Here is a 21,779-nt window from a genome sequence, read left to right as displayed (position 1 = left end):
TCACGCTTCGGCGAGGGCCGGCAGCAGCCGGTCGAATTCGCGCTTGACGAGCTTGTAGCATTCGCACGAATGCGCTTCGAGCCCATGACGATCCAGCACCGTGATATGGCCGCGGCTGTGGTGGATCAGGCCGAGGTCCTCCAGCTTGCCGGCGGCCTCGGTCACGCCTTCGCGGCGCACGCCGAGCATGTTGGCGATGACCTGCTGGGTGATCACCAGCTCGTTGGTCGCCATGCGGTCGAGTGCGAGCAGCAGCCAGCGGCACAGCTGCTTGTTCAGCGAGTGATGGCGGTTGCAGACCGCGGTCTGCGCGATCTGCGTCAGCACCGCCTGCACGTACAGCAGCGTGGCGCGCTGAATCGCCGGCGAGCGCATGAACTCCTGGCGCAGCGTGCCGGCCGACAGGCGATAGGCGAAGCCGGGCGTGCGCACCTCGACGCGGCACGGCATGGTGTCGCCGCCGGTCAGCACCGGAATGCCGACCAGACCTTCGTTGCCGATCGCGGCGATCTCCGCGGTCGCGCCGTTCTCCAGCAGCGACAGCATCGACACGATCGCCGTGGTCGGGAAGTAGACATGGTGGATGCGTTGACCCGAGTCGGTGAGCAGCTGTCCCGCCCGCATCCGTACCAACTCCAGGTGCCCAGACAGCGTTTCCCATTCCTTGCGTGGCAGTGCGGCCAGCAAGTGGTTGACGTGCAAATCCGAACGTTGACCGATCATTTGTGTTCTCCCTTCTTGTCCTTTTTGTTCCTGTTCTTCCCCCGCTTCGCACCGATGCGCCTCGACGACTTTCGTCACAACCACGAGACAGTGACGCTGACCGTGACGGCGACGCGGTGCGGCTTGCGTGCTTCCATTAAGTTCCATCTGTGGGACGCCCAACAGTAGCCGCACGGCTGAAACCTGCTCATCCTTCGGTAGGTGGGAATCGGGAGGGAGCCGCGTTACAGCACTGCAACCATTTGGCGCAGCGCGTCGGCGGCGCGCGAACGGCTTGTTGTCGGGATTGGCCTGCGCGTCGATGCGCCAGGCGCTGTAGCCGAGCGGACGAGGCGCGTTCAGCGTGCGAATCTCACCCATCGGGATGGCAGCGCTCGCCAGACGGCTTAGGCCTTTTTCGCCGCGCCCTTCGCCATTGCATGGGCCATCATCCGCACGCAGCAGCACACGCGGGTCGCACCGGGAGCGAGAGGGAAGTCATTGCTTGCCGGTTGCAGGTTCGCAGCATCGCGCCCTCGCCGGAGATCGATACGCGAGTCAGGGTTCGCCCTCGCCGACATAGGCGGCAAGCGCCGGCACCGCGGCCTCGTAGCAGGCTTCCATCTGGTCGAGGCAATCCTGGCAGGAATCGGGCCGGCGTCCGAGAATCGAGCGGATCAGCCGGAACTGCATCACCATCGCCTCCGACGCGAGACGCTGGCATGCAGTGGCGATCGCCGTCGGCAACGGCTGGCCCTGCAGGCTGAGCCAGCGCAGGTATTTGCCGAGCAGCTCGAAGTTCGCGCCGAGCTGGCGCAGCACGTGGAAGGCGTACGGATGGAAGGCCGGTTCGCCGCGCGCCGACAGTTCGTCCAGATGCTGCGGAAACACCTGCCGGTACGCCGCGATCGGATTCTGCCGGGGGCGGCGCGCCAGATGCCGCCGCAACAGCGCCAGCGAGGCGCGCAGCAGCATCGGCCCCGTCAGCGGCGGATAGCGGCGGCGTACCACCTCGGCGTACGGAAACAGCAGATGCGGATCGGCCTGGAGTTCGGGCAGCAAGCGGAACAGCCCGGCATAGTCGTCGCCGCGCGCGACATGATAGCCGTCGTTGTGGTAATAGCCGACGCCGCGTGCTTCCGGCATCAGCACGTCGATGCCGATGGTGGTCTTGGTGTGCTGGCGCCGGTACGAGGTCGCGCGGTTGTCCGGCAGGTAGAAGCCATCGACCTCGAGCAGCACCACATGGCCGCGCGCGGTCTGCGTCGCGACATGGCGCTCCATCGCGTCGTACAGCGAGAGCTCCTGCACCACGACGCCATAAAGCCGCTCCAGATCGTCGACCGGGTATTTGAAGAAGGTGAACTGGTCGCCCTCGAAGTCTTGCGCGACGGTAAACGGCAGCGCCGCCAGCGGATCGAGCTGCCAGCCATGCAGCAGCTCGATCCACAGATCGACATAGCAGTTGGTCTGCGGCCAGACCGCCTGCTCGGTATGCAGGACATGCGAGGCATGCACGGAATGCGCGTGCCTCCCGGTGCCGTCATACATGGCGCAGTCCCAACAGCCGCCCGCGCACGGTCTCGCCCATGCGACACAGAGACACGATGGCGTCGGCCAGCGGCTGGATGCTGCGAAACAGGCGGCGCGTCAGCATGCGATCCGGAATCTCGTTATCGAAGGCGTGTTCGATGGCCAGCATCACGTGCACCGTGGCGTGCGAAGACAGTCCGGCTTCGTCGAGGTCGGCATGATCGTCCAGTGTGTCCGCAGGCACCTCGAGCCGGCCCACCTCCGCCAGAATCGTGCGTATGGTGGCTTGCATGGTCTCCTCCCCTGGGGTCTTCGTCTGCCCCATTTGGCTCGACCGTACCCCACGGCTCCGTGCGCTTGCCAACGCGCGTTCGCCACGGCCGTGGGCCGGACCCTGTTTCAGAATGCGCTCTTGCCGGTCCAGCCGTGCAGCGCGGTGCGCGCGATGATCCGCAGGTCCAGCTGGAAGGACCAGTTGCGGATGTAGTAGATATCGAACTCGATGCGCGCCCGCATTTTCTCGACCGTATCGGTCTGCCCGCGCAGGCCGTTGATCTGCGCCCAGCCGGTGATGCCCGGCTTGACCCGATGGCGCAGCATGTAGCGGTCGATCAGCTCCTTGTACATCTCGTTGTGTTCGAGCGCATGCGGGCGCGGTCCCACCACCGACATCTCGCCGCGCAGCACGTTGAAGAACTGCGGCAGTTCATCGAGGCTGGTACGGCGCAGGAAGGCGCCGATGCGGGTCACGCGCGGATCGTTGCGCACCGCCTGCGTGACGCCGCGGTCCTGGTGGACCACCATGGTGCGGAACTTGAAGACGTCGAACGGCTTGCCGTCGATGCCCAGACGCTTCTGCCGGAACAGCACCGGGCCCGGCGACGACAGCTTGACGCCGATCGCGATGGCGATCAGCAGCGGCGACAGCCCCAGCAGCGCCACAGCGGCGAAGACGCGATCGAAGCTTGCCTTGAGCAGGCCCGTGATGCGCGAGTCGGGTGGGCTGTTCAGGTCGATCACCGGCAAGCCGAGGAATTCGCTGAAGCGGTGGCCGAGCAGCTCCACCGACATGATGTCCGGCACCCAGCGAATGTCGACCAGGTCGTTGCGGAACTGGTAGACCACGTCGCACAGATCGCGGCACGCCGCCATCGGCAGCGTCAGCCAGATTTCGCGCACGTCCTGACTGCGCACGAAGCGCGTGACGTCGCTCATCTCGCGCAGGATCGGCACGCCCGACGGCAGCGCGTCGTCGTCGTGGTCGCAGTAGATGCCGACCACGTGATAGCCCGCCTCGCGGATGCGCTGCACGCGCCGGTACATCTCGTTGCCGAGCGGCCCGTAGCCGAAGATCAGCACGCGCTTGGCGTTGATGCCCTGCTGCCGCACATTGCCCAGCAGCTGGTACAGCACCAGCCGCGAGCCGACCAGCGCCACCGAGACGGCGCTGAACCAGGTGGTCGACCACAAGCGCGACACCGCGCCGATCTGATGCATCAGGTAGGCCAGCACCAGGCCGCTGACCGCCACCAGGCTCCATGCCGCCAGCGTGCGCAGGCCGAGTGCGGCGCGACTGCGGCCGCGCCATGATTCGTAGAGTCCGCAGGCGGGAAACACGATCAGCGTGGCCACCGCGCAAAACGCGACCAGGAAGCCGTGCACCGGCGCCGCCGACGCCAGTCCACCTTCGGGAAACCAGAACTCGCCGACCAGGATGCCGCAGATGCCCACCGTCAATGCATCCGAGACCCGATACAGCAGTTGCAGCGCCGTCTGCCGCTCGACGATCGCCTGCGCGCTTGCCGTTGCCATGACCCTCTCCCCTTGCTGCCGTGTTCGATGCCGTGCGTCGGCATATCGCGAACATCGTCGCGTCCGGGGTGCCTGGGGGTCTGTTGGGTCCCCCACACAGGTGGGGGCTGGCGCGGGCTTCGGTGATCCGACTTCAGTCGCGCGTGACGGAGATCGTATCGATGCGCCACGGCGTACTGCCCAGCGCGGGTCTCGTGGCGGGAGGCGAGGATGGCACGATGGCCGCGGCTTCGCGGCGCTGCCAATCCTCGCGTTGAAAGGGACGCGCGCGGCCGGACAGGTACAGCGCGATCTGCTCGATCCACTGCTCCGTCGGCGCATGCGCGCCCGATGCCGGCACGCCGAGCAGCAATGCACCGATCAACAGCATCAGCGGCGCACGCGGCGAACGTCGCCGCCGCGGCGCGGTGGCCAGCAGATAGCCGCCGCTGACGGCGAAGCCAAGCGCCAGTCCGCCGGCCACTTCGCTCGGCGAATGCGCGCCCAGCGGCAAACGCGAATAACCGACCAGCAGCGCCAGCGATGCGCCGAGCGTTGCCGCGGCCCATCCCATCCGCGGCCACCGCCCCGGCACGAGGCGATGCATCAGCACCGGCAGCACGCTCGCGGCCATCATGCTGTGGCCCGAGAACCCGGTGAAATCCAGCGCCGGCACGCCGATGCCCCAACCGATGAAGGCGAGCTTCGAGGCCAGCGTCAGGCCGGCGGCGGCGGCGAACGCCAGGCACCAGTCGCGCGCCGCGCGCCATTCGCCGCGATGACACAGCGACAACAGCAACAGCGCCGCGCACGGCAGCAGCAGCGCGGTGTCGCCGAAGCGCGAAATCAAATGCCAGTGCCACATGGTGTCGAGTGTCCCGCGCTGCCGCGACGCGGCCGCGGCCTGTTGGTCCTTATGGTTGATGGAAGTCGCAAGATCGATTGGATATCGTCAGTCTTGTGGTGGGCCAGGCGGAATCGGCCTGCCACTTTGGAGCCCGCATGGTCCCCCGGTCTGCGGGCTTCTTTTTTTCTGCTTCCCGCCTCGGGTTCTCGTCGCGTGTTGGGGCCTGTCCTCCTGGTCCGTTCACGCGCGGCAAAAAAGAAAGGACCCCGGCGTGCCGTCAGTCGAGCGGCGGCTGCGCCGTGGTCCGCAGATCCGGCCGGGCGATTGCCGCGGCCGAGACGCGCGTGTACGCATGTCGGTCGGTTCGTCATCCAACATGCGGCTCCCCCGAGCACGCGCCTTGTTTTCCCCCTTCGCTTCCGTTCGCCTGGCGCCGGTGGTTATCGGCCGTCCTGCCGTGGCGTCTTGATGTCGCGGCCATCGCTGTCGCACGCACCGGGTGCCACCGACAGGAACGATGTCGCCAGTCCCGCGGCGATCCGCCGCCGCGCCTCGCGCTCGCCGGCTTCGCGGGCCGCGATCACCGCGGCATCCTCGCTGCAGAACGCGCGCCCATGCAGCTCGCCGCGATAGACCAGCGGCCCGTCGCAGGCCGACGCCAGCCGGATCTCGTAACAGCATGCCCACTTGTTGCGGCCCTCTGGCACGGCAAAGCCGCGCACGATCAGGACCGCCGCTCCTCCATTCATATGACCCCCCGCTCCTGCCGGCGGCGAGCCTTCTGATCCCGGGCCCGGCTACGCCAGCAGCGTAGTGCGAGCATAGGCGTGCGGCCGATGGACGACCATCAGCCGCTTGCCGTAGATCCAGGGAGCAGAAAGTTGGAGGTCGGAGCGGGAGCGGGCGCCATCAGCCAGGCCATGCTGGCGCGCGGAAAGCATTGGCCGCCGGCGCTGACCAGCGCCACGGCGGCGGAAACGAGCTCGGGCGACGCCGGTGCGATCAGACAGCCGCCGGCGCCGAGACTGGCGGCGCGCTGCGTCAGCGCCGCGGCGCCGGGGCTGACGATCAGCAGCCACCGGCGCGGCGCGATGCGCCGGCACAAGGCTTCGATCAGCGCGCCGGCATCCGCGTCGCTGCTGCTGCAATCGAGCAGCGCGAAGTCGATGGACTGCCTTGGCAATTGCGACGAGGACGCGCTCAGCAGCCATTCCGGCGACTGCAACGTCAACGGGCATGAGGCCTGACGCTTGCCGAGGTGGCGCGACAGCGCGCGCAGCATGATCGCGTTGTTGGCCAGAAGAAGGGTCGTCATCGACTCGGTCGAGCTCAGGGGGGCGAGGTGACTGCCGGCGTGCATGTCCATAAGCCTAGCAAGCCGCATCCCGGGGCGCCTCGACCATTGGAATGAAGTCCCTCAACCGAAAGGATGAGTTCGCGCGAGCACATGCCCCCCGGCGGGACCGTTCCGCGGCTCAGGCCGCCTGGCAGACCGCCGGCAGCCGTATGCCCTCGGCGTGCAACGGTACCGCGCCGAGCGACGACGGCCCCGGCCAGTTCAGCTTGGCACCGCGCCGCAGCGCTTCGTAGACGGCCTCGCCCTTGTTGCGCACATGCAGCCGGTGGTACAGGGTGCAGGCGTGGGTCTTGGCGGTTGCCACCGAGATATTGAGCACACGGCTGACCGTCTTGATCGGGTAGCCGCGCGCCAGCAGCGCCAGCACCTCGTATTGCCGCTCGGTGATATTGAGCAGATGCGACCCGAACGACGGTGTCTCGATATCGGGCTGAATCAGCGGCGGCGTCCGCAGTGCGATGTCGGGGGACCAGCCGCCCAGGCCGCGCATCGACGCGATCGGTTCGTCCGGCCGTGTCGCGGCCCCTTCCTTGTCGCCGGCGGTCTGCATCGCGCGCAGGCCGCTCTGCTGCATCGGTTCGGCGTGGATCAGGGCGGGGAAGCATTCGCCGCCGGCCAGCACCAGGCGGATGGCGGCGTCGAGCACCTCGGCACAGCAGTTCTTCGACAGCAGACCGGCCACCAGCGGCGGCACGGACTCCTGCGACATGCCCGACGGCAGTCCGTCGGCCAGCACCAGCACGCGTTGCGGCGCGAGGTAGCGGCACAGGTCTTCCATCGCGCGCCAGGTGCCGCTGCCATCGTCATGCCAGCCGTAGATCAGCAGGTCGGCATCGCGCAGGCGGGCGTCGTCCGCCGACGGCAACAGGGCCGGCTCGACATCGATGACGTGGACAGGAAGCTCGGATTGCGCCAACAGCTGGCGCAGGCCCAATCGCAGTAGTGGATGAGGCTCGATCAACAGAATGGTGGCCATGCCGCTCTCGTTCTTGTTGCGACACGTGCGCCGCGACGGTCGCCCGTGTGATCGGAAGTGCGGCGCTATGTTGCACCTGCCCCTCCCTACGATCCACCCCGCTTCAGTCCGGCGCGGCGTTCAGCGCGGCCGGTCCTTCCCGTCAAGCGTGATGCAATCGCCCCGTTTGCGTGTTGACACGCGTTCGATCCCTCTAAAGACAGACTTAACTTTCACTTATTCTGCGGTCCAGCATATGCACCGCAAAACAGGAAAGCAAGGCTCGCCAGATGATCGGTAAGTCGCTTTTGTGCGAATGCGTACGCAGGGCAAGGGCAGACGCGGCGCTAAGGATTTTCCCTTACGTCCATTGCCAAGCGGCCGCTTCCTTCGGGTTCTGGAGCGATGTTGGGACCGTTGTATCGGTGTTGCCGGCCGTGGCGAGGGTGTCGACAGGCTGTGCCGGAAAAATAATTTACATTACACTTCGGGTAACAATTTGGGCAGGTTGCGCTACTCGTCTGCCGAAAGTCGTTATCAATCAATCACTTAAGTCCGATTACCAATGTCTGTGCGGGACGACACGCTGGATCCCTCCAAACTGACCCGGACCGAATTTGCCGTGGTCCGGGCGTACGCCCAGGGTATGGCCGCGGTCGATATCGCGAACCGCTACCTGCTGGATCCCGACGAGGAGGAGGCGCTGACCGAGCATCAGGCCGTGCAGCGCATCCTGCGGCTGCGGGACCGGCTGGTGCAGTTCGCGCTGCAGAACAATCGCCCCGACATCGCGGCGATGTTCGACTCGCTGAAGGGCCGCTCGAATGTGGCGATGGACCGGCGCGTCGACGCGCTGTCCTCGCTCGAGAGGCTCTCGCCCGGGCGGCCGGCGCTCGACCATGCGGTGTCGCTGTGGTTCGGGCCCAGTCTGTCGCGCCGGCTCGCCGCGGGTGGCATCGCGCGCATCGGCGATCTGGTGGAACGGGTCAACCGGCGCGGCGCGGCGTGGTGGCGCGGGGTGCCGCGCCTCGGCACCAAGTCTGCCGATGTCGTACGGCACTGGCTCGAGCGGCAGCGCGACACGCTGCGCAGCCGCGACGGGGGGCCGGTATTGGGTCCGCAGGTCGGCGCGCTGGTGTCGCCGTCGCAGCGGCCGCCGATGTCGCCCGCCCGGTTGGACGAGCGGCTTGTCGAGCCGGTACCGCTTGAATATATGCTTCCTAATTCACTTTCAGGCGACTGGCGATCTTTCTTGGGTGAGGAGCTGCAATGGGTACGCCAATGGCTCGATGGCAAGCGGCCAGGCTCGCATACCTGGGCGAGCTATCGGCGGGAGGCGGAACGGCTGTTGCTGTGGGCGGCCCGGCGACAGCGGCCCTTGCGGACCATGACGGCCGACGATCTGACCGCGTACTGGGCCTTCCTGACCGATCCTCAACCGGCGGCATTCTGGCAGGGTCCGGCCGGACCGCGCGATCGGAAGCCATGGCGCCCGTTCGAGGGCGGTCTGCGCGGCAGCTCCCGGCAGGCGGCCATGCGGGTGATCCGGGCGCTGTTTGGCTGGCTGCGCCAACGTGGATTGCTGGCGCACCATCCCTTCGACGGCTTCGTGATGCCCGTTGCGGCCGATGCGGCCATTGCGTCCGTTACCGCCGTTTCCGCCGTTGCGGGCGGCTCGCTTGGCGATGGGGCTGACGAGCGTGACGCGGCCGACAGCCCCGACACGAGTGTCGTTGCGTTCCGCCGCTGGCTGGAAGGGTCGGATGGCACGCCGATATGGCGGACGGCCAATGCCGCGGCCTATCTGATTGGCGACTGCAGGTTGCGGATCGGAGAAGTGGTGCTGGCCACGGGTGGCCATCTGCGGCTGGCCGACGGCAGGCGCTGGCTGGTCCGTCCACGGTTTGACCGCAATGGGCCGGCGGTCGTGATGCCCGACGTTGGCACCGGCCGGGTCGACATGGATCTTGCGACGTTGAGCGAGGGCGCCTGGGGCGCGCTGTCCCGGCATTGGGCAGACCGCGGATTGGCGGCGGACCGGCTGCCGGACACCGCGCCGTTGTTGGGGCCGCTGATGTTGCCCCCCACCTCGCGAGGGCAAGCCAAGCGAGCCAGTCAGCCCTTCGCCGGTTATTCCCCGAGCGGGCTGGACCGGCTGCTGCGGGCGGCGTGGCGAGACTTTGTGGCGCGGCCCGAGCATGCGGACCACCGCACCGTCCGGTTCACGCCGCGCATGCTGGTGCGGGGGCAGGCTGGGGCGTCGTAATGGCGCGCTACGCGCCTCGGTGTTTTGGTTCCCGAGGCGCGCCACCGGAACCGTTGGCTTACTTACAGCAGCGATTTATCCAGACCGAAACGCGCCTTCAGCGCCTCCAACAGCGCCTCGCGGGCGTCGCGATCGGTCAGCTGGACGTCCAGCACGACGCGGCCCGAATCCCACTCCTTGATCGTGCCGAGCAGTTCGCCGCCGCTGGTTCGGATCTTGTACTGGCGGCTGATCTCCTTGACCTTGCGCGCCTTGCCCTCCTGCGCCTGCTTGCGGATCGCCTCCACTTCGCGGCTGGACAGGCCGTCGTTCATCACGCGCATCGCCAGTTCGCGGGTACGCTCCTCGCCAGCCAGCTTGTAGTACAGCGTCAGCTCGTAGCCGGTGGCGATGCCGATCGCGCTCGGACGCTCGCGCATCACCATCAGCACCGACTCCGGCAGTTTGAGCAGCGCCAGCGTCTTGTTGACGGTACCCGCCGACATGCCTGTGAGCTCGCAAATATCTTCTTCCTTGGCGACCTTGCCCTCGTCCAGCAGCTGCCGCCAGGCGATGGCATTGTCGAGCGCCGACTGGTCCGAGCGCTGCTCGTTCAGCAGGAAGGACAGCCGATAGAAGTCGAGGTCGCTCAGATCGCTCTCGACGAAGCATTCCATCTCGAGCTTGCCGGCCGCGGCCAGCGCGCGCTTCCGATAGTGGCCGTCGATCAGGATGTAGTGGCCGGGACGGGAGGGGTCCGGCGCGGCAAGGCCTGGCGTTTTCTGGCCGTGCGTCGCAATCGATGCGGCACGCTCCTGCACCACCGCGGGATCGTAGATCCGGCGCGCGTTCAGCGGGTTGTCATGCAGTTGCGCCAGCGGAATGCGCTTGAGGACGCGCCCGTCGGCGGAGCGCTCTTCGTTTTCAGCGCTGAAAGTACGCGGCGTTTCGGCGGTCTTGCCCTTCAGCAGGCCGTGCGGATTCTGAGCGATCGCCGCTTCCGCTCGGGCGAAGCGGTCCAGCGTGTCGGCGCGGTTCTTTTCTGCCGCCATGCCCGCCAGCATGCCGGCCCGCAGATTCTTGATCTTCGTTGCCATTCTCTTTACTCGATCAGGGACAACACCTCGTCCACCATGATGTCGACCTCCTGCACCGCCTCGCGTGCGCCGGGCACGCCGTGCACGGTGCAACCGATGGCCTGGCACTCCCGAAACGCGGAGCGCGAGCCGATCATCGATTGCAATAGCGGGAAGTCGCCGTCATCGCCCAGGATTTCGATTGCCTGGCGCGCAATGGAGACGCGGCGTTGAACCATGTTGGCCATCACGCGGACGGTCAATGTTTCGTTCTGGACTTGCGCATGCTGCGCGAGGGTCTTGGCGGCCACCGCCGCCCACAGATCCGGCGGCGACGGAACCACGGGGATCACGGCCAGATCGGAGATCAGCAGGGCGCTCGATGGCGCCGCCGAATGCACGGCGGGTGGGCAATCGACGACGATATAGTCGTAATCCTGGACAAACTTGCGCACCTCGCGGTGCATGGCGCCGCCGGACGCCGCCAGACCGATGACGGACGCCGGAAACGGGCGCTCGTCTGACGCCTGGGCCGCCCAACGCGTGGCGGTGCCCTGTTCGTCCATGTCGACCAGCATTGCGCGCGCGCCGCGCAAACCCAGGGTGCCGGCCAGGTGCATGCTGACCGTTGTCTTGCCACAGCCGCCCTTCTGATTGAACACCGTGATGATTTTCGCTGCCACCGGGGCCTCTCTCTTTCAGCGCTGAAAGCGCGGTTTGACTGTAGGCGAAACTTTAGTCAATCGCCTCTGTGGCATCAACCGATTTCTTCAAATAAACGAATTTGTTGCGGGCCAGAGGCGAAAAAGCCGCATACGTTTGTTCAAAACTTGTGCTTGAAAATCGGGCGAGAATCGGCCTACATTAGAGGTTGTGCGTTGTACGCCGCACATGACACGATCAGACAAACTGGATATGATGCCCAACACAGTCGCGTCAAGTCGTGTCACCCTCGTCGGCTTCCGTTCGGTATCTGCGAGACATCAACGTGCTTGAACGGTTGTTTGCGTCGTGTACAAAGAACTTGCGTCGAAAGGAAACTCACATGGCAACCGGTACGGTTAAGTGGTTCAACGAAACCAAGGGGTTCGGCTTCATTACCCCTGACGATGGTGGCGCGGACTTGTTCGCCCATTTCTCGGAAATCCAGGGCACTGGATTCAAGACGCTGAAGGACGGCCAGCGAGTGACCTTCGAGGTCAAGGAAGGTCCGAAGGGCAAGCAGGCTTCCGGCATCAAGCCGGCCTGATCGCCCGCGTCGCCGCTGGTTCGCGGCACTCGTCGGGAGCCAGCAAAAAAGCAGGTGTTCAACACCTGCTTTTTTTATTGCCGCGCCGTAGCGGCCGGTTGGGGCGCACCGCTCAGGCGAGCTTGCGCACGCTGGTGCGCGAGGGCTGCAGAATCAGCGCCTTCGACGAATCGGCGTCGACCTTGGCGTCCGGATAGACCACCAGTACGTCCTTCAGCGCCTTGCGGAACAGCGCGCGGAACTTGCGCTCGCTCTCGGTCTCGGTCCCGAACTGCATCTGCAGCGCTTCCCAGGGGATCTCGGTGCGCCGCTGGATGGTGAAGAACCGATAGGTCAGCCAGGAATAGACGTCCAGCGCGAACGGCGACTGCTTCAGCGCCTTGAGCGCGCGCATGTCGACCGGTACGGGGCGATTGACCAGCTCGTTGAAGAACGGCTCGGACAACACCACGAAGCTTTCGAACATCGAACCCTGGCCGGGCTGCATCGGATCCCACCAGGTCGACAGCTGGTCCGCCAGCAGATAGCCGACACGGTCGATCGACATCGGCTCGTGATTGTTGGTCTGGTTCTGGGTCGGCGCGGACTTGTTCTGAACGATCGCAATGGTCGCGGAGAACAGGCGGATCATCTGCTGGCGCACCAGCGTCATGGTCCCGCGCTTGCCGCCAGTCGCCATCGGAATGCCCAGGTTGTACATGAACTCCGACAGCGAGTTGCCCAGCGAGATGCGGCGGTCGTCCACGGTGCCGGTAAATTCGCCCCGCTTCTTCTTCGCCATGATCTCCTTGCCGATCCAGGCGAGCATCAGCCGCGGATAGGAGCCATAGGGATACCCGAGCGACACGGTTTCCGACACCAGCTTCTGACGGCCGTTGCTGGCGCGCTCCGAACGCTGTTGCGTGAAGTAGCCCGGCTGGATCATCAGCGAGATATTGCCGCTGGTACGGGTCCAGACGGGCGGCGCCCCCTTCGGGGCACGGTAGGGCAGCGTGACCTGCACGCTGGCCCGGCTCAGAAAGCCGACTTCGCCACTTTGCCAGGCGTCCTCGCGCTCCATGGCCTGAGCTTCGTCGAACAGCCGCTGAAATTTTTCGGACGGAACCAACGGCGCATCGTTGCCAGGAACGATGATGCGCGAGGGACCGGTTTCCACGTCAGTAACGGTGCGGTCGTCCGGGATGGCCAGGGAACGTTTGATCGGCATATCGGCGTGCTTCGAATTACCCGCCTTTTTACTTGATGCCGTCACCCTTGTCACGCAGAAACGGGTACGTTGGGGGATTCGGGCGTATACCTTTTGGCTGGCCGGGTTGACGCGGACTGTGCACCGGCTGCCAGGGCCCTTTGGCTGTCTGCCGATGTTTCTCCCTTGCCAGCTCGCATGCCGTGCGGCAGGGGGCAACCCGGCAGGGTTGTCCACTTCCGCACGGTCATCCACTACAAGCAATACATACCTTTACGGTTAACTACTCGTAAACCGTATACGCGGCGCCTAAGCCGTTGAACCGTAAACGTAAACCGGCCCCTTCCGTACCCGATTCTGCGGTGCAGCGTACTCGATTCTGCGAAGCCTCGAACCCGAATCTGCGTATACGCGAACCCGTTTCAGCGCAAGGCCCGAACCGCTTTCTGCGGGGATAACTTCGGCATTGCACAGGCTTATCCACAGGCGCGGGGTGCTCTCGACGTACCCGTTTCTGCGCCCCCGGCGAGGGGCAAGCAGGCTCGACAGCAACTAAAGAGGCGCATGAAGCGCATAAACCCCGTCGCAGCCAGGAAGACGCCCGCAGCGTACCCGTTTCTGCGCCGCGTGCGAAAGACGGGGCTCCGCGCCTGGGCGTACCCGTTTCTGCGGCGTACCAACTTCTGCGAATCGCCGGCGCGCTGGTCGGTCGTGAAAAGCGTACCTACTTCTGCGTACGAAACTGCGATCCGGTGAGGCAGCAGCGTACCTGTTTCTGCGGCGATTCGGGGCCGGCAGAAGGCTGTCGAGCTCCACGGCTTCCACGTATACGTACGCCGCATCAAAAGCGGGCACTCGCATACCTATCGATATGAACAGCGCTGGCGGCTGCCGTCAGCGTACCCGTTTCTGCGCTCGATAGCCGCATGGGCCCGAGAGGGCCGCGAGTAACCGCGCCAGGGCCGTACCCGTTTCTGCGCATCGCACCTCGCGTCCGACCCTCTCGCATGCGTACCCGTTTCTGCGGCGAGCGCTCGAGCCCGACCGTAAGGGGGGAGCCGTCCGTAGACCGTACCCATTTCTGCGTCCGCCCGAAAAAAGCCGCCGAGCGTACCTGTTTCTGCGTGTGTTACCGGTGAAGGAACGGCGGACCAGGCGGTGAATCTCTCCAAACCGTACCCGTTTCTGCGGAGGCGGCGCCTTGGTCCGGACGGCACGCCGTACCCGTTTCTGCGCCGGTCAGCGCCTCATCTATGAAGGCGCAGGGGAAGGCTCCGTACCCGTTTCTGCGGACGGGCGTGCGGCAAGACCGTACCCGTTTCTGCGGGGCGGGGCGAGGCAGCGGTAAGCCGTTACCTGCCTTGACGGCCCGTCAAAGCGAGCAAATGCGGGAGGGGAACCGGACGGGAGAGATGAGGGGGAGAGATGAGGGGGAGCGAAGGCCGGTGAGGGGGCCGAACTGGTACTGGCGGTCCGACGCCATCGCCGAGCCGCAAAAACAAAAAGCCCCGCGCGGGGCGGGGCTTTCAGCGTTTTCTCGCCAGGGGCGAGAGGCGCAATGCTTACAGCGGGGTGATGTTCGCTGCTTGCAGGCCCTTCGGGCCGTTCTTCACTTCGAACGAAACGCGCTGGTTTTCCTGCAGCGACTTGAATCCAGAGCCCTGGATTTCCGAGAAGTGGGCGAACAGATCATCACCGCCTTCGTCCGGCTTGATGAAACCGAAACCCTTGGCGTCGTTGAACCATTTGACGATACCGGTTTTCATGGTCTTGCATTTCCTAAAAAAAATTAAAAAACGGAGGCGCGCGGCGCTTCCGGCAGAGCAACTCAAGGAAAGGACACCATGGACAACCGAAGTACCATGACGGTGGCTAACGAATGTGCTGTTGCCTCGTCGCTTGAATCTAGCGCGCTTTATACGGGGGATCCGAGCCCACGTCAAGAGCGGCGTTCCCCTGCTGCAGGCTAGATCACGCGAGTGCCCTCGTGAGATCATCACCCATTTTGCATACAGTCTATTTGTCCGTATCGGCGCACCTGTATACAAAAGTGTAAGACAGTACGTGTGCCTCCCGAGCTGAAGCGCCGCGAGGCTCTTGCCTTTGCAAGAGACGGGACAAAACGATACAGGAGACACAGCATGTCGATGCCCGAACCCCTTTCCGACCCCAACGACACACCCGCCATGGCCGCGCCGGCGCGCCGCTCACCGATCGAACGCCTGTTCAAGCTGAGCGAGCATCAGACCGACGTGCGCACCGAGATACTGGCCGGGGTGACCACCTTCCTGACGATGGCGTACATCATCTTCGTCAACCCGACCATCCTGGGCGATGCGGGCATGCCGAAGGACGCCGTGTTCGTCGCCACCTGCGTGGCCGCGGCGCTCGGTACGCTGATCATGGGCTTCTATGCCAACTATCCGATCGCGATGGCGCCCGGCATGGGGCTGAACGCCTATTTCGCCTATACGGTGGTCAAGGGCATGGGCTTGCCATGGGAAGCCGCGCTCGGCGCCGTGTTCATCTCGGGCTGTCTGTTCCTGCTGGTGACGCTGCTGCGCGTGCGCGAGATGATCGTCAACGGCATCCCGCATTCGATTCGCGTGGCGATCACCGCGGGCATCGGGCTGTTTCTTGCCATCGTCGCGTTGAAGAACGCCGGCATCGTCACGGCGAGCCCGGCCACGCTGGTGACGCTCGGCGATCTGCACCAGCCGTCGGCGGTGCTGGCCATCGTCGGCTTCCTGGCGATCGTGGCGCTCGATCGCCTCAAGGTGAAGGGCGCGATCCTGATCGGCATCCTGCTGACCACGCTGCTGAGCTTCGCCTTCGGCGGCAATACCTTCCAGGGTATCGTCTCGGCGCCGCCGTCGATCGATCCGACGCTGTTCAAGCTCGACATCACGGCCGCGCTGTCGATCGGCATCATCAATGTGGTGCTGGTGTTCTTCCTGGTCGAGCTGTTCGATGCGACCGGTACGCTGATGGGCGTGGCCAACCGGGCCGGCCTGCTCAAGGCGGGCAAGATGGATCGGCTGAACAAGGCACTGATGGCCGACAGCACCGCCATCATGGCCGGCTCCTTCCTTGGTACCTCGTCGACCACCGCCTATATCGAAAGCGCCTCGGGCGTGCAGGCCGGTGGACGCACCGGGCTGACCGCGGTGACGGTGGCCGTGCTGTTCCTGGCGTGCCTCTTCATTGCGCCGCTGGCCGGCACCGTGCCGGCTTACGCTACCGCGCCGGCGCTGCTCTACGTGTCCTGCCTGATGCTGCGCGAACTGGTCGACATCGACTGGAACGATGCCACCGAGGTGGTGCCCGCGGTGCTGACCGCGCTCGGCATGCCGTTCACCTATTCGGTTGCCAACGGCGTGGCCTTCGGCTTTGTGACGTACGCGGGGCTGAAGCTGCTGACCGGCCGGGCCAAGGACGTGCCGATCATGGTGTGGATCATCGCCGCCGTCTTCATCTTCAAGTTCTACTACCTGCCCGGGCATTGACCCGCGGCACCGGCATCGCGGCAAGGGCGGCTACGGCCGCCCTTTTTCATGTCCCGGTTCTGCCAGCCGTGCCGCAGAACGGCCGGTGCAACGTTCGAATTTTCGCTGCAAGATTGCCGGCCCGTACCCGTTTCTGCGCGCTCCGGCGCTTGGCGGCGCCTCCGGTCCGTACCCGTTTCTGCGTTCAAGGTAAGTGCTTATTTACCTCGTGCACCATGATGGGTCCGCGTTGTTACGGTCATACCGAAGGATGATTTTGGATGCATGCCCCGCACGGGGGCTAGACAAACGAAGCCAAATGCACTGAACTAGAGGCGTGCTATTCCAGGGGCGCTTCGAAGCGCCCCTTGTTGACTCCGGGCACCCGGAGTGCGCCGACGGCGCGACGCAGACCCATTCGATCCGCTGCAGCGGACGTACAGACAGACCGCCTTCAGGCGGCTTCGCCTCCACGAGAGCATGCGCATGACGCGTGCCGGAACAATAAGCGGAACAAGTGGTAATCGCGAACGTGTAGTGCCGGGGGATGTTGTTCAACGGGGAAGAATCATGACCGCAGGAGAAGTCCATCGGCCCGTTCTCGAGCCGACTCGATCCGCCACGCCTTCGATCACCCGCGCCTGGAGCCATCTGGCCGATGTCGCCGGTGCCAAACCCGATCACAATCCGAGCCAACCGCATCGCGAACATCGCGACGAATCTCTCGCCGATGCCGTCGCCGCCTTGCTCGCGGCCGACGACGGCGTGCCGCCGAATCTTCGCCAGGCCATCGTAGGCCTGCTGCAACGCCACCGCCAGCTCGAAGCCGATGTCGCCCGCCTGCGCGCCCAGCGCGAGGAGTGGATCGTCAGCGTGCTGACCTACCAGGCGCTCTATCACCGCTATTCCGGCCAGACCCTGCATGCCCCCAGCGATCGCCTGATGCGCGAGCGCGACAGCATGCGCCGCACCATCCGTGAACAACTGCGTAGCGGCACGACGCCGACCGCGATGTTCGATGTCCCTCCCCACAGCGTTTCGAGCGTGTAATGGCGACCGCGCACATGGGTGCCCAGCCGCACCGCATACAACTGGACCGCAGCCCGATCCCGTCCGCCAGCCGGCGCAGCGAGACCGTCAGGCATGCGGCCACGCCAAACGCGCGGGAGAACGGGATGGACCGACTCAGCAAGCCGACATCGCGGGCCGCGCAGGTCCTGGTGGTATCCCGACAGCAGAACTTCGGCATCGACGCGAGCCAGTTCGGGCCGGGTTGGGAGATCCGTCACCATCACCAGTTGCGCGACCTGTCGCGGGTGGTGCGCAGCAGCGCGCCGATGGCCGCGGTGCTGGACCTCGAGAGCGAATACACCGATGCCGAGATCGCGCTGCTCGAGCAGAGCCTGCAATGCCTGCACGTGATGTGGGTCGCGATCACGTCGCCGCAGCGGCTCGAGGACGAACGCGTGCGACGCCTGATCCGCGACTATTGCGTCGACTATGTGCGCGTGCCGTTCTCCTACAACGAGCTGGCCTACACGCTCAAGCACGCGCACGGCATGGCCGCGCTGCACGCCGCCCGCGGGCCGGACACGGCGGTGCAGGGCAAGATGATCGGCGAATGCGCCCCGATGCGGGCGATGTTCCGCTCGCTGGCCAAGGTGGCGCACAACGATGCGCCGGTGTTCATCTCGGGCGAGTCCGGCACCGGCAAGGAACTGGCCGCACAGGCGATCCACGAGGCGTCGAACCGGCGCAAGGGACCGTTCGTCGCGATCAACTGCGGCGCGATCCCGCCGCACCTGGTGCAGTCCGAACTGTTCGGCTACGAGAAGGGCGCCTTCACCGGCGCCAATCAGCGCAAGATCGGCTGGATCGAGCAGGCCCAGGGCGGCACGCTGTTTCTGGACGAGATCGGCGATCTGCCGCTGGAGAGCCAGGTCGCGCTGCTGCGCTTCCTGCAGCAGGGGATGATCACGCGGCTGGGCGGCCATCAGTCGATCCCGCTGGATCTGCGCATCATCTCGGCCACGCACGTGGACCTGGTCGCAGCGCAGGCGGAAGGACGGTTCCGCTCCGACCTGTTTCACCGGCTTTGCGTGCTGACGCTGTCGATCCCGCCGCTGCGCGAGCGCGGCGAGGACATCCTGCTGCTGGCCAACGCGGTACTCGCCGAGCATGGCCACGAGGCGCATCGGCGCATTCGCGGTTTCTCGCCGTGCGCGACGCAGGCGATGATGCAATACGGCTGGCCCGGTAATGTGCGCGAGCTGATCAACCGGGTGCGGCGCGCGATCGTGATGACCGACAATCGCAAGATCACCGCCGAGGACCTGCAGCTGCACGGCAATAGCGACGCGCCGCGCAAGACCCTCGATGCGATCCGTGAAGAGGCGGAGCGCGAGGCGATCCGCTCGGTGATGGCGAGCCACGGCTTCCACGTCGTGCCCGCCGCGCGCGAGCTGAACGTGTCGCGCGTCACGCTGTACCGGCTGATGCACAAGCACAATATCCGCGTCGAAGGCCAGTCGAACCACGCGGAGTAGCGAGTCGCTGCGACGGCGGCAATCGCAGGGGCCGACGATCCGTCGGCCCCTTTTTCATGACGCAGGGCAATCAGCGCCGCGGCGCCAATGACGAGGCCGGCTTCCAGCATCCGGATCCCAGGCCGCCGCCGTAGCCGACGGAGTCGGCCGACGCCGCCAGCAGGTCGATCGTCAGGCCGGCAGCCTGCCGTGTCCTCTTGTCGTCGTCCATCGCCAACTGCGGGCCGCGCGCATCGTCGTCCTCGGCGCCGACGCCGAGCACGCCGAGCGACAAGCCGAAGCCCTTGACATAGATATCGTTGCTCAATGCCGTATGGCTGTGGATCTCGGCATCGTCGGACCGGTCCAGATGGCTGAAGCTGCCGGCCGGTGCGCCGGTACAGAACGCGGCCATCACAGCGAATACACAAAGCTTGGTTTTCATTGGCGTTCTCCTCCCTGATCGGATACCGGACCAGCCATCGGCGCGCAGCGGGCACGCACGGGCCGACCGGCGGACGGCATGTGGCCGTCGACGAACCACGGAAGGGCGGCTACGGCCGCGTCCGGCTGCGGAAGGCCGCGATCGGCAGGACGCGGTTGGACTCGGTGCAGAACGACGATGTCGCCCGATGCGGCAGCCGCGGCGCAGCCAATAGCGGGGGCGACAGCAGTTGCAATACCGATGGCGCGGCACGCGCCGGACGCTGGGCGCGGCGTCGTGCCGTCATGCGTGCTGGAGGGTGACGCATGTGGGGCGCTCTCCCGTGGCTGAAGCGTGGATCGTGGCTCTCCACGATGCGTTGCGACAAGCATGCCAAGGGGCGGAAACCATTGTCCCGACTAGGTTTGCCGGCACGCCGACCACAGGCGGCCAAGGCCCGCGGGCAGCCCGGTCCCATTCTGTTGCGGCCCTGAAACCGGGGTGGCGGCGACGTCCCGCGCCGCCGACCTGTCCCGGTCATCGTGTCGCTGCCAAGCCGTTTCGCTTGCGGCGCCCCGGCACAACGGCGACCGCACCGACATCCATCCGAAGGACGAAGTTCGGATGAGGCCGGGGCACAGAACGGGCGGATGGGCTCGCCGATATGGTGGAAGCGCAGCCCGGCCGCGATGCCGGGAGCGAGAGGGCTGGGCGGTTGCAGTGCCTTAACGGGCCTGGACCCGACCACGCCGGCACCACACCTGCGAGCCAGACAGCCAAAGCGGACGCAGAAACGGGTACGCCTCGCTGCCGCGTCCGCCTGTCGCCATCATTCCTTGCGTGCCGGCGCGTTGGTCGACGGCGCGGTGTCGGCGGCAGGCGTGTCGCCCGAAATCGGCTTGGGCCCGGGCTGGCTGCGGTCGCAGCCGGCGGTCGCAAAGAGGGCAGCGAGGCCCAGCGCGACCGTGGCGAGCCGAGCCGTGGAGAAAGGAGCGATCGGAATGCGGATCACGGTACCTCCTGTTGAAGACCAGACAGACGAGAGACGAAACACGAAACACCGGCGGCACAACGGCGCGCCGCCTGCTTTCACTCTAGCAGTTGACCGCGCCGGCCCTTTGAGCCGATGCCGGCTTGGGCACCGGCGCGAGGCGCGGTATCCTGAACACTGCCTCCGCCGCCCGGCGGCAGGAGACCGGCACACACCGGCCCACGAGCCCACCAGCCAGCCTGCCCGGACACCCGCCCACCGACAAAGCCAGGGAGCGCCGTCTTGCCGATGTACCAACCCGACCCCGAGCACCGCAACGGCCGCTGGCACGGCCTGACTCGCATGTTGCCCGACCGCCATACGCTGCGCCGCACCGCCATGGTGGTGACCGCGGCGGTCCAGGCCTGGTTCGCGCACCGGGCCGCCAGCAAGGGCGCCGCGCTGTCGTTCTACATGCTGTTCTCGCTGGCGCCGATCCTGGTGCTGGTGATCTCCATCGCGGGGCTGTTTTTCGGCGCCGAAGCGGCGCGCGGCGAAATCTTCGATCAGCTCGAGGGGCTGCTCGGCACCCAGGGCGCCGCGGCGATCCAGCAGATCCTGGCGGCGACGCATCGCGCCGGCGGCAGCGGCGTGGCGGCGCTGATCGCCACCGGCATCCTGATCCTGGGCGCCACCAGCGCCTTCGCCGAGTTGAAGGCGAGCCTGGACGACATCTGGGAGGCCGATGCGACGCCGGCCAGCGGCTGGCGCTCGCTGGTGCGCACGCGGCTGCTGTCGTTCAGCCTGGTGCTGGTGCTGGCCCTGATGCTGCTGGTCTCGCTGGTCGTCAATGCCGCGATTGCGGTGGTGCAGCGCTTCTGGGACGGCATGTGGTTCGAGTCGTGGCTGGCGCCGGTCGCCACGACGATCTCCAGCGGTTTCTCGTTTGCCGTGGTCACCGTGCTGTTCGCGGTGGTGTTCAAGATGCTGCCGCGCGTGCGCGTGACCTGGCGCGATGTGACGATGGGCGCGATCATCACCGCGGTGCTGTTCTCGGTCGGCAAGCGCCTGATCGGCATCTACCTGGGCAACAGCGCGGTGGCGTCGTCGTATGGTGCGGCGGGTTCGGTGGTGGCGCTGATGCTGTGGGTGTACTACTCGGCGCAGATCTTCTTCTTCGGTGCCGAACTGACGCATCAATACGCGCTGCAGTTCGGCAGCCTGCGCGAGCGGCAGCGCCGGGGCGAGGCGCCGGAACCGGCCAGCGCCGGGAACCGGTAGAATAGCGGCCCATTCCCTCGGGGCGCCCGCCGCGACAGCCCACCGACAGCCGACCCCGCTCGGCCGCCGCGGATCGCGGCACAAGGCGCGGCGCGATCGGCATCGCCATCGCCGCGCCCGCCGGGTCCCGATCCATCCGCCTGCCATCCGACC

21 protein-coding genes are annotated in these 21,779 nt (G+C 66.0%); 6 read left to right on the top strand and 15 right to left on the bottom strand.

The genetic code is table 11. The features are described 5' to 3' along the window. The 8 genes from J5T34_RS23785 to J5T34_RS23750 all read right to left on the bottom strand — a co-directional run bounded on the left by J5T34_RS23785 (window position 1) and on the right by J5T34_RS23750 (window position 7,206). Window positions 1-723, bottom strand: a complete 723-nt coding sequence (locus J5T34_RS23785) for a Crp/Fnr family transcriptional regulator (protein ID WP_174108000.1) — start codon at window positions 721-723, stop codon at window positions 1-3. A 537-nt stretch (window positions 724-1,260) separates the two neighbouring features. Further along, window positions 1,261-2,253 (bottom strand): DUF1839 family protein, encoded by a 993-nt coding sequence (locus J5T34_RS23780; protein ID WP_208583346.1) that lies wholly within the window; start codon window positions 2,251-2,253, stop codon window positions 1,261-1,263. Next, window positions 2,246-2,527 carry an acyl carrier protein gene (locus tag J5T34_RS23775; protein WP_208583345.1) on the bottom strand — a complete coding sequence of 94 codons (282 nt, stop codon included), beginning with the start codon at window positions 2,525-2,527 and terminating at the stop codon, window positions 2,246-2,248. Before J5T34_RS23775 ends, J5T34_RS23780 begins: the two co-directional genes overlap by 8 nt. 107 nt (window positions 2,528-2,634) lie before the next feature. Further along, window positions 2,635-4,047 (bottom strand): undecaprenyl-phosphate glucose phosphotransferase, encoded by a 1,413-nt coding sequence (locus J5T34_RS23770; RefSeq protein ID WP_244259213.1) that lies wholly within the window; start codon window positions 4,045-4,047, stop codon window positions 2,635-2,637. A 133-nt stretch (window positions 4,048-4,180) separates the two neighbouring features. After that, window positions 4,181-4,891: a phosphatase PAP2 family protein gene (locus J5T34_RS23765; RefSeq protein WP_208583344.1), complete on the bottom strand. Its 711-nt coding sequence runs from the start codon at window positions 4,889-4,891 to the stop codon at window positions 4,181-4,183. A 422-nt stretch (window positions 4,892-5,313) separates the two neighbouring features. Beyond that, window positions 5,314-5,622, bottom strand: a complete 309-nt coding sequence (locus J5T34_RS23760) for a hypothetical protein (RefSeq protein WP_244259212.1) — start codon at window positions 5,620-5,622, stop codon at window positions 5,314-5,316. Window positions 5,623-5,720: 98 nt separating this feature from the next. Beyond that, window positions 5,721-6,188: a response regulator transcription factor gene (locus J5T34_RS23755; RefSeq protein WP_208583343.1), complete on the bottom strand. Its 468-nt coding sequence runs from the start codon at window positions 6,186-6,188 to the stop codon at window positions 5,721-5,723. 160 nt (window positions 6,189-6,348) lie between these two features. After that, entirely contained in the window at window positions 6,349-7,206 is an 858-nt protein-coding gene (locus tag J5T34_RS23750; RefSeq protein WP_208583342.1) for a response regulator transcription factor, read from the bottom strand. Window positions 7,207-7,750: 544 nt separating this feature from the next. Here J5T34_RS23750 and J5T34_RS23745 point away from each other — a divergent pair. Then, complete coding sequence (locus tag J5T34_RS23745; protein WP_208583341.1) at window positions 7,751-9,451, top strand: phage integrase family protein; 1,701 nt, start codon at window positions 7,751-7,753, stop codon at window positions 9,449-9,451. Between the two features lie 62 nt (window positions 9,452-9,513). On the opposite strand, the gene J5T34_RS23740 is transcribed toward J5T34_RS23745, so the two are convergent. Together J5T34_RS23740 and J5T34_RS23735 are read right to left on the bottom strand one after the other, a co-directional pair. After that, the gene (locus J5T34_RS23740) at window positions 9,514-10,527 is read right to left on the bottom strand and encodes a ParB/RepB/Spo0J family partition protein (RefSeq protein WP_208583340.1); all 1,014 of its coding nucleotides are present in this window, start codon (window positions 10,525-10,527) and stop codon (window positions 9,514-9,516) included. Window positions 10,528-10,532: 5 nt separating this feature from the next. Continuing rightward, on the bottom strand, window positions 10,533-11,189 hold the full coding sequence (locus J5T34_RS23735) for a ParA family protein (protein ID WP_149318590.1): 657 nt from the start codon (window positions 11,187-11,189) through the stop codon (window positions 10,533-10,535). Between the two features lie 362 nt (window positions 11,190-11,551). On the opposite strand from J5T34_RS23735, the gene J5T34_RS23730 reads away from it, so the two are divergent. Next, entirely contained in the window at window positions 11,552-11,755 is a 204-nt protein-coding gene (locus tag J5T34_RS23730; protein ID WP_006576252.1) for a cold-shock protein, read from the top strand. Window positions 11,756-11,867: 112 nt separating this feature from the next. Here J5T34_RS23730 and J5T34_RS23725 read toward each other — a convergent pair whose 3' ends face one another. Together J5T34_RS23725 and J5T34_RS23720 are read right to left on the bottom strand one after the other, a co-directional pair. Then, window positions 11,868-12,962 carry a replication protein RepA gene (locus tag J5T34_RS23725; RefSeq protein ID WP_174108007.1) on the bottom strand — a complete coding sequence of 365 codons (1,095 nt, stop codon included), beginning with the start codon at window positions 12,960-12,962 and terminating at the stop codon, window positions 11,868-11,870. Between the two features lie 1,541 nt (window positions 12,963-14,503). Continuing rightward, complete coding sequence (locus J5T34_RS23720; RefSeq protein WP_006576725.1) at window positions 14,504-14,707, bottom strand: cold-shock protein; 204 nt, start codon at window positions 14,705-14,707, stop codon at window positions 14,504-14,506. 420 nt (window positions 14,708-15,127) lie between these two features. Between J5T34_RS23720 and J5T34_RS23715 the strand changes: the two genes are divergently transcribed. From J5T34_RS23715 to J5T34_RS23705, 3 genes are all read left to right on the top strand, one after another. Further along, on the top strand, window positions 15,128-16,447 hold the full coding sequence (locus J5T34_RS23715; RefSeq protein ID WP_208583362.1) for an NCS2 family permease: 1,320 nt from the start codon (window positions 15,128-15,130) through the stop codon (window positions 16,445-16,447). A gap of 549 nt (window positions 16,448-16,996) precedes the next feature. Further along, window positions 16,997-17,476: a hypothetical protein gene (locus J5T34_RS24020; protein WP_244259211.1), complete on the top strand. Its 480-nt coding sequence runs from the start codon at window positions 16,997-16,999 to the stop codon at window positions 17,474-17,476. Window positions 17,477-17,601: 125 nt separating this feature from the next. Then, the gene (locus J5T34_RS23705; RefSeq protein ID WP_208583339.1) at window positions 17,602-18,972 is read left to right on the top strand and encodes a sigma-54 dependent transcriptional regulator; all 1,371 of its coding nucleotides are present in this window, start codon (window positions 17,602-17,604) and stop codon (window positions 18,970-18,972) included. A 70-nt stretch (window positions 18,973-19,042) separates the two neighbouring features. Here J5T34_RS23705 and J5T34_RS23700 read toward each other — a convergent pair whose 3' ends face one another. The 3 genes from J5T34_RS23700 to J5T34_RS23690 form a co-directional block, all read right to left on the bottom strand. After that, on the bottom strand, window positions 19,043-19,396 hold the full coding sequence (locus J5T34_RS23700; RefSeq protein WP_208583338.1) for a hypothetical protein: 354 nt from the start codon (window positions 19,394-19,396) through the stop codon (window positions 19,043-19,045). Window positions 19,397-19,505: 109 nt separating this feature from the next. Continuing rightward, window positions 19,506-19,682, bottom strand: coding sequence for a hypothetical protein (locus J5T34_RS23695; protein ID WP_208583337.1), 177 nt, complete (start codon window positions 19,680-19,682; stop codon window positions 19,506-19,508). A gap of 522 nt (window positions 19,683-20,204) precedes the next feature. Further along, on the bottom strand, window positions 20,205-20,387 hold the full coding sequence (locus J5T34_RS23690) for a hypothetical protein (RefSeq protein WP_208583366.1): 183 nt from the start codon (window positions 20,385-20,387) through the stop codon (window positions 20,205-20,207). 267 nt (window positions 20,388-20,654) lie between these two features. Between J5T34_RS23690 and J5T34_RS23685 the strand changes: the two genes are divergently transcribed. Further along, on the top strand, window positions 20,655-21,626 hold the full coding sequence (locus J5T34_RS23685) for a YihY/virulence factor BrkB family protein (RefSeq protein ID WP_208583336.1): 972 nt from the start codon (window positions 20,655-20,657) through the stop codon (window positions 21,624-21,626). Window positions 21,627-21,779: the final 153 nt, after the last annotated feature.

This window comes from Cupriavidus gilardii, from assembly GCF_017598945.1.
In the GTDB taxonomy this organism is placed as follows: Bacteria; Pseudomonadota; Gammaproteobacteria; order Burkholderiales; family Burkholderiaceae; genus Cupriavidus; species Cupriavidus gilardii_E.
The sequence above is the reverse complement of the archived record's forward strand: the minus strand, read 5'-3'. Positions and strand labels throughout refer to the sequence as shown.

What these genes read in the sequence shown, in the direction of transcription:
- J5T34_RS23745 (WP_208583341.1), top strand. Translation starts at nt 7,751, where the DNA reads ATGTCTGTGCGGGACGACACGCTGGATCCCTCCAAACTGACCCGGACC.
- J5T34_RS23715 (WP_208583362.1), top strand. Translation starts at nt 15,128, where the DNA reads ATGGCCGCGCCGGCGCGCCGCTCACCGATCGAACGCCTGTTCAAGCTG.
- J5T34_RS23720 (WP_006576725.1), bottom strand. Translation starts at nt 14,707, where the DNA reads ATGAAAACCGGTATCGTCAAATGGTTCAACGACGCCAAGGGTTTCGGT.
- J5T34_RS24020 (WP_244259211.1), top strand. Translation starts at nt 16,997, where the DNA reads ATGACCGCAGGAGAAGTCCATCGGCCCGTTCTCGAGCCGACTCGATCC.
- J5T34_RS23685 (WP_208583336.1), top strand. Translation starts at nt 20,655, where the DNA reads ATGTACCAACCCGACCCCGAGCACCGCAACGGCCGCTGGCACGGCCTG.
- J5T34_RS23755 (WP_208583343.1), bottom strand. Translation starts at nt 6,188, where the DNA reads ATGACGACCCTTCTTCTGGCCAACAACGCGATCATGCTGCGCGCGCTG.
- J5T34_RS23725 (WP_174108007.1), bottom strand. Translation starts at nt 12,962, where the DNA reads ATGCCGATCAAACGTTCCCTGGCCATCCCGGACGACCGCACCGTTACT.
- J5T34_RS23740 (WP_208583340.1), bottom strand. Translation starts at nt 10,527, where the DNA reads ATGGCAACGAAGATCAAGAATCTGCGGGCCGGCATGCTGGCGGGCATG.
- J5T34_RS23705 (WP_208583339.1), top strand. Translation starts at nt 17,602, where the DNA reads ATGGACCGACTCAGCAAGCCGACATCGCGGGCCGCGCAGGTCCTGGTG.
- J5T34_RS23765 (WP_208583344.1), bottom strand. Translation starts at nt 4,891, where the DNA reads ATGTGGCACTGGCATTTGATTTCGCGCTTCGGCGACACCGCGCTGCTG.
- J5T34_RS23750 (WP_208583342.1), bottom strand. Translation starts at nt 7,206, where the DNA reads ATGGCCACCATTCTGTTGATCGAGCCTCATCCACTACTGCGATTGGGC.
- J5T34_RS23785 (WP_174108000.1), bottom strand. Translation starts at nt 723, where the DNA reads ATGATCGGTCAACGTTCGGATTTGCACGTCAACCACTTGCTGGCCGCA.
- J5T34_RS23730 (WP_006576252.1), top strand. Translation starts at nt 11,552, where the DNA reads ATGGCAACCGGTACGGTTAAGTGGTTCAACGAAACCAAGGGGTTCGGC.
- J5T34_RS23775 (WP_208583345.1), bottom strand. Translation starts at nt 2,527, where the DNA reads ATGCAAGCCACCATACGCACGATTCTGGCGGAGGTGGGCCGGCTCGAG.
- J5T34_RS23700 (WP_208583338.1), bottom strand. Translation starts at nt 19,396, where the DNA reads ATGAAAACCAAGCTTTGTGTATTCGCTGTGATGGCCGCGTTCTGTACC.
- J5T34_RS23780 (WP_208583346.1), bottom strand. Translation starts at nt 2,253, where the DNA reads ATGTATGACGGCACCGGGAGGCACGCGCATTCCGTGCATGCCTCGCAT.
- J5T34_RS23695 (WP_208583337.1), bottom strand. Translation starts at nt 19,682, where the DNA reads ATGACGGCACGACGCCGCGCCCAGCGTCCGGCGCGTGCCGCGCCATCG.
- J5T34_RS23770 (WP_244259213.1), bottom strand. Translation starts at nt 4,047, where the DNA reads ATGGCAACGGCAAGCGCGCAGGCGATCGTCGAGCGGCAGACGGCGCTG.
- J5T34_RS23760 (WP_244259212.1), bottom strand. Translation starts at nt 5,622, where the DNA reads ATGAATGGAGGAGCGGCGGTCCTGATCGTGCGCGGCTTTGCCGTGCCA.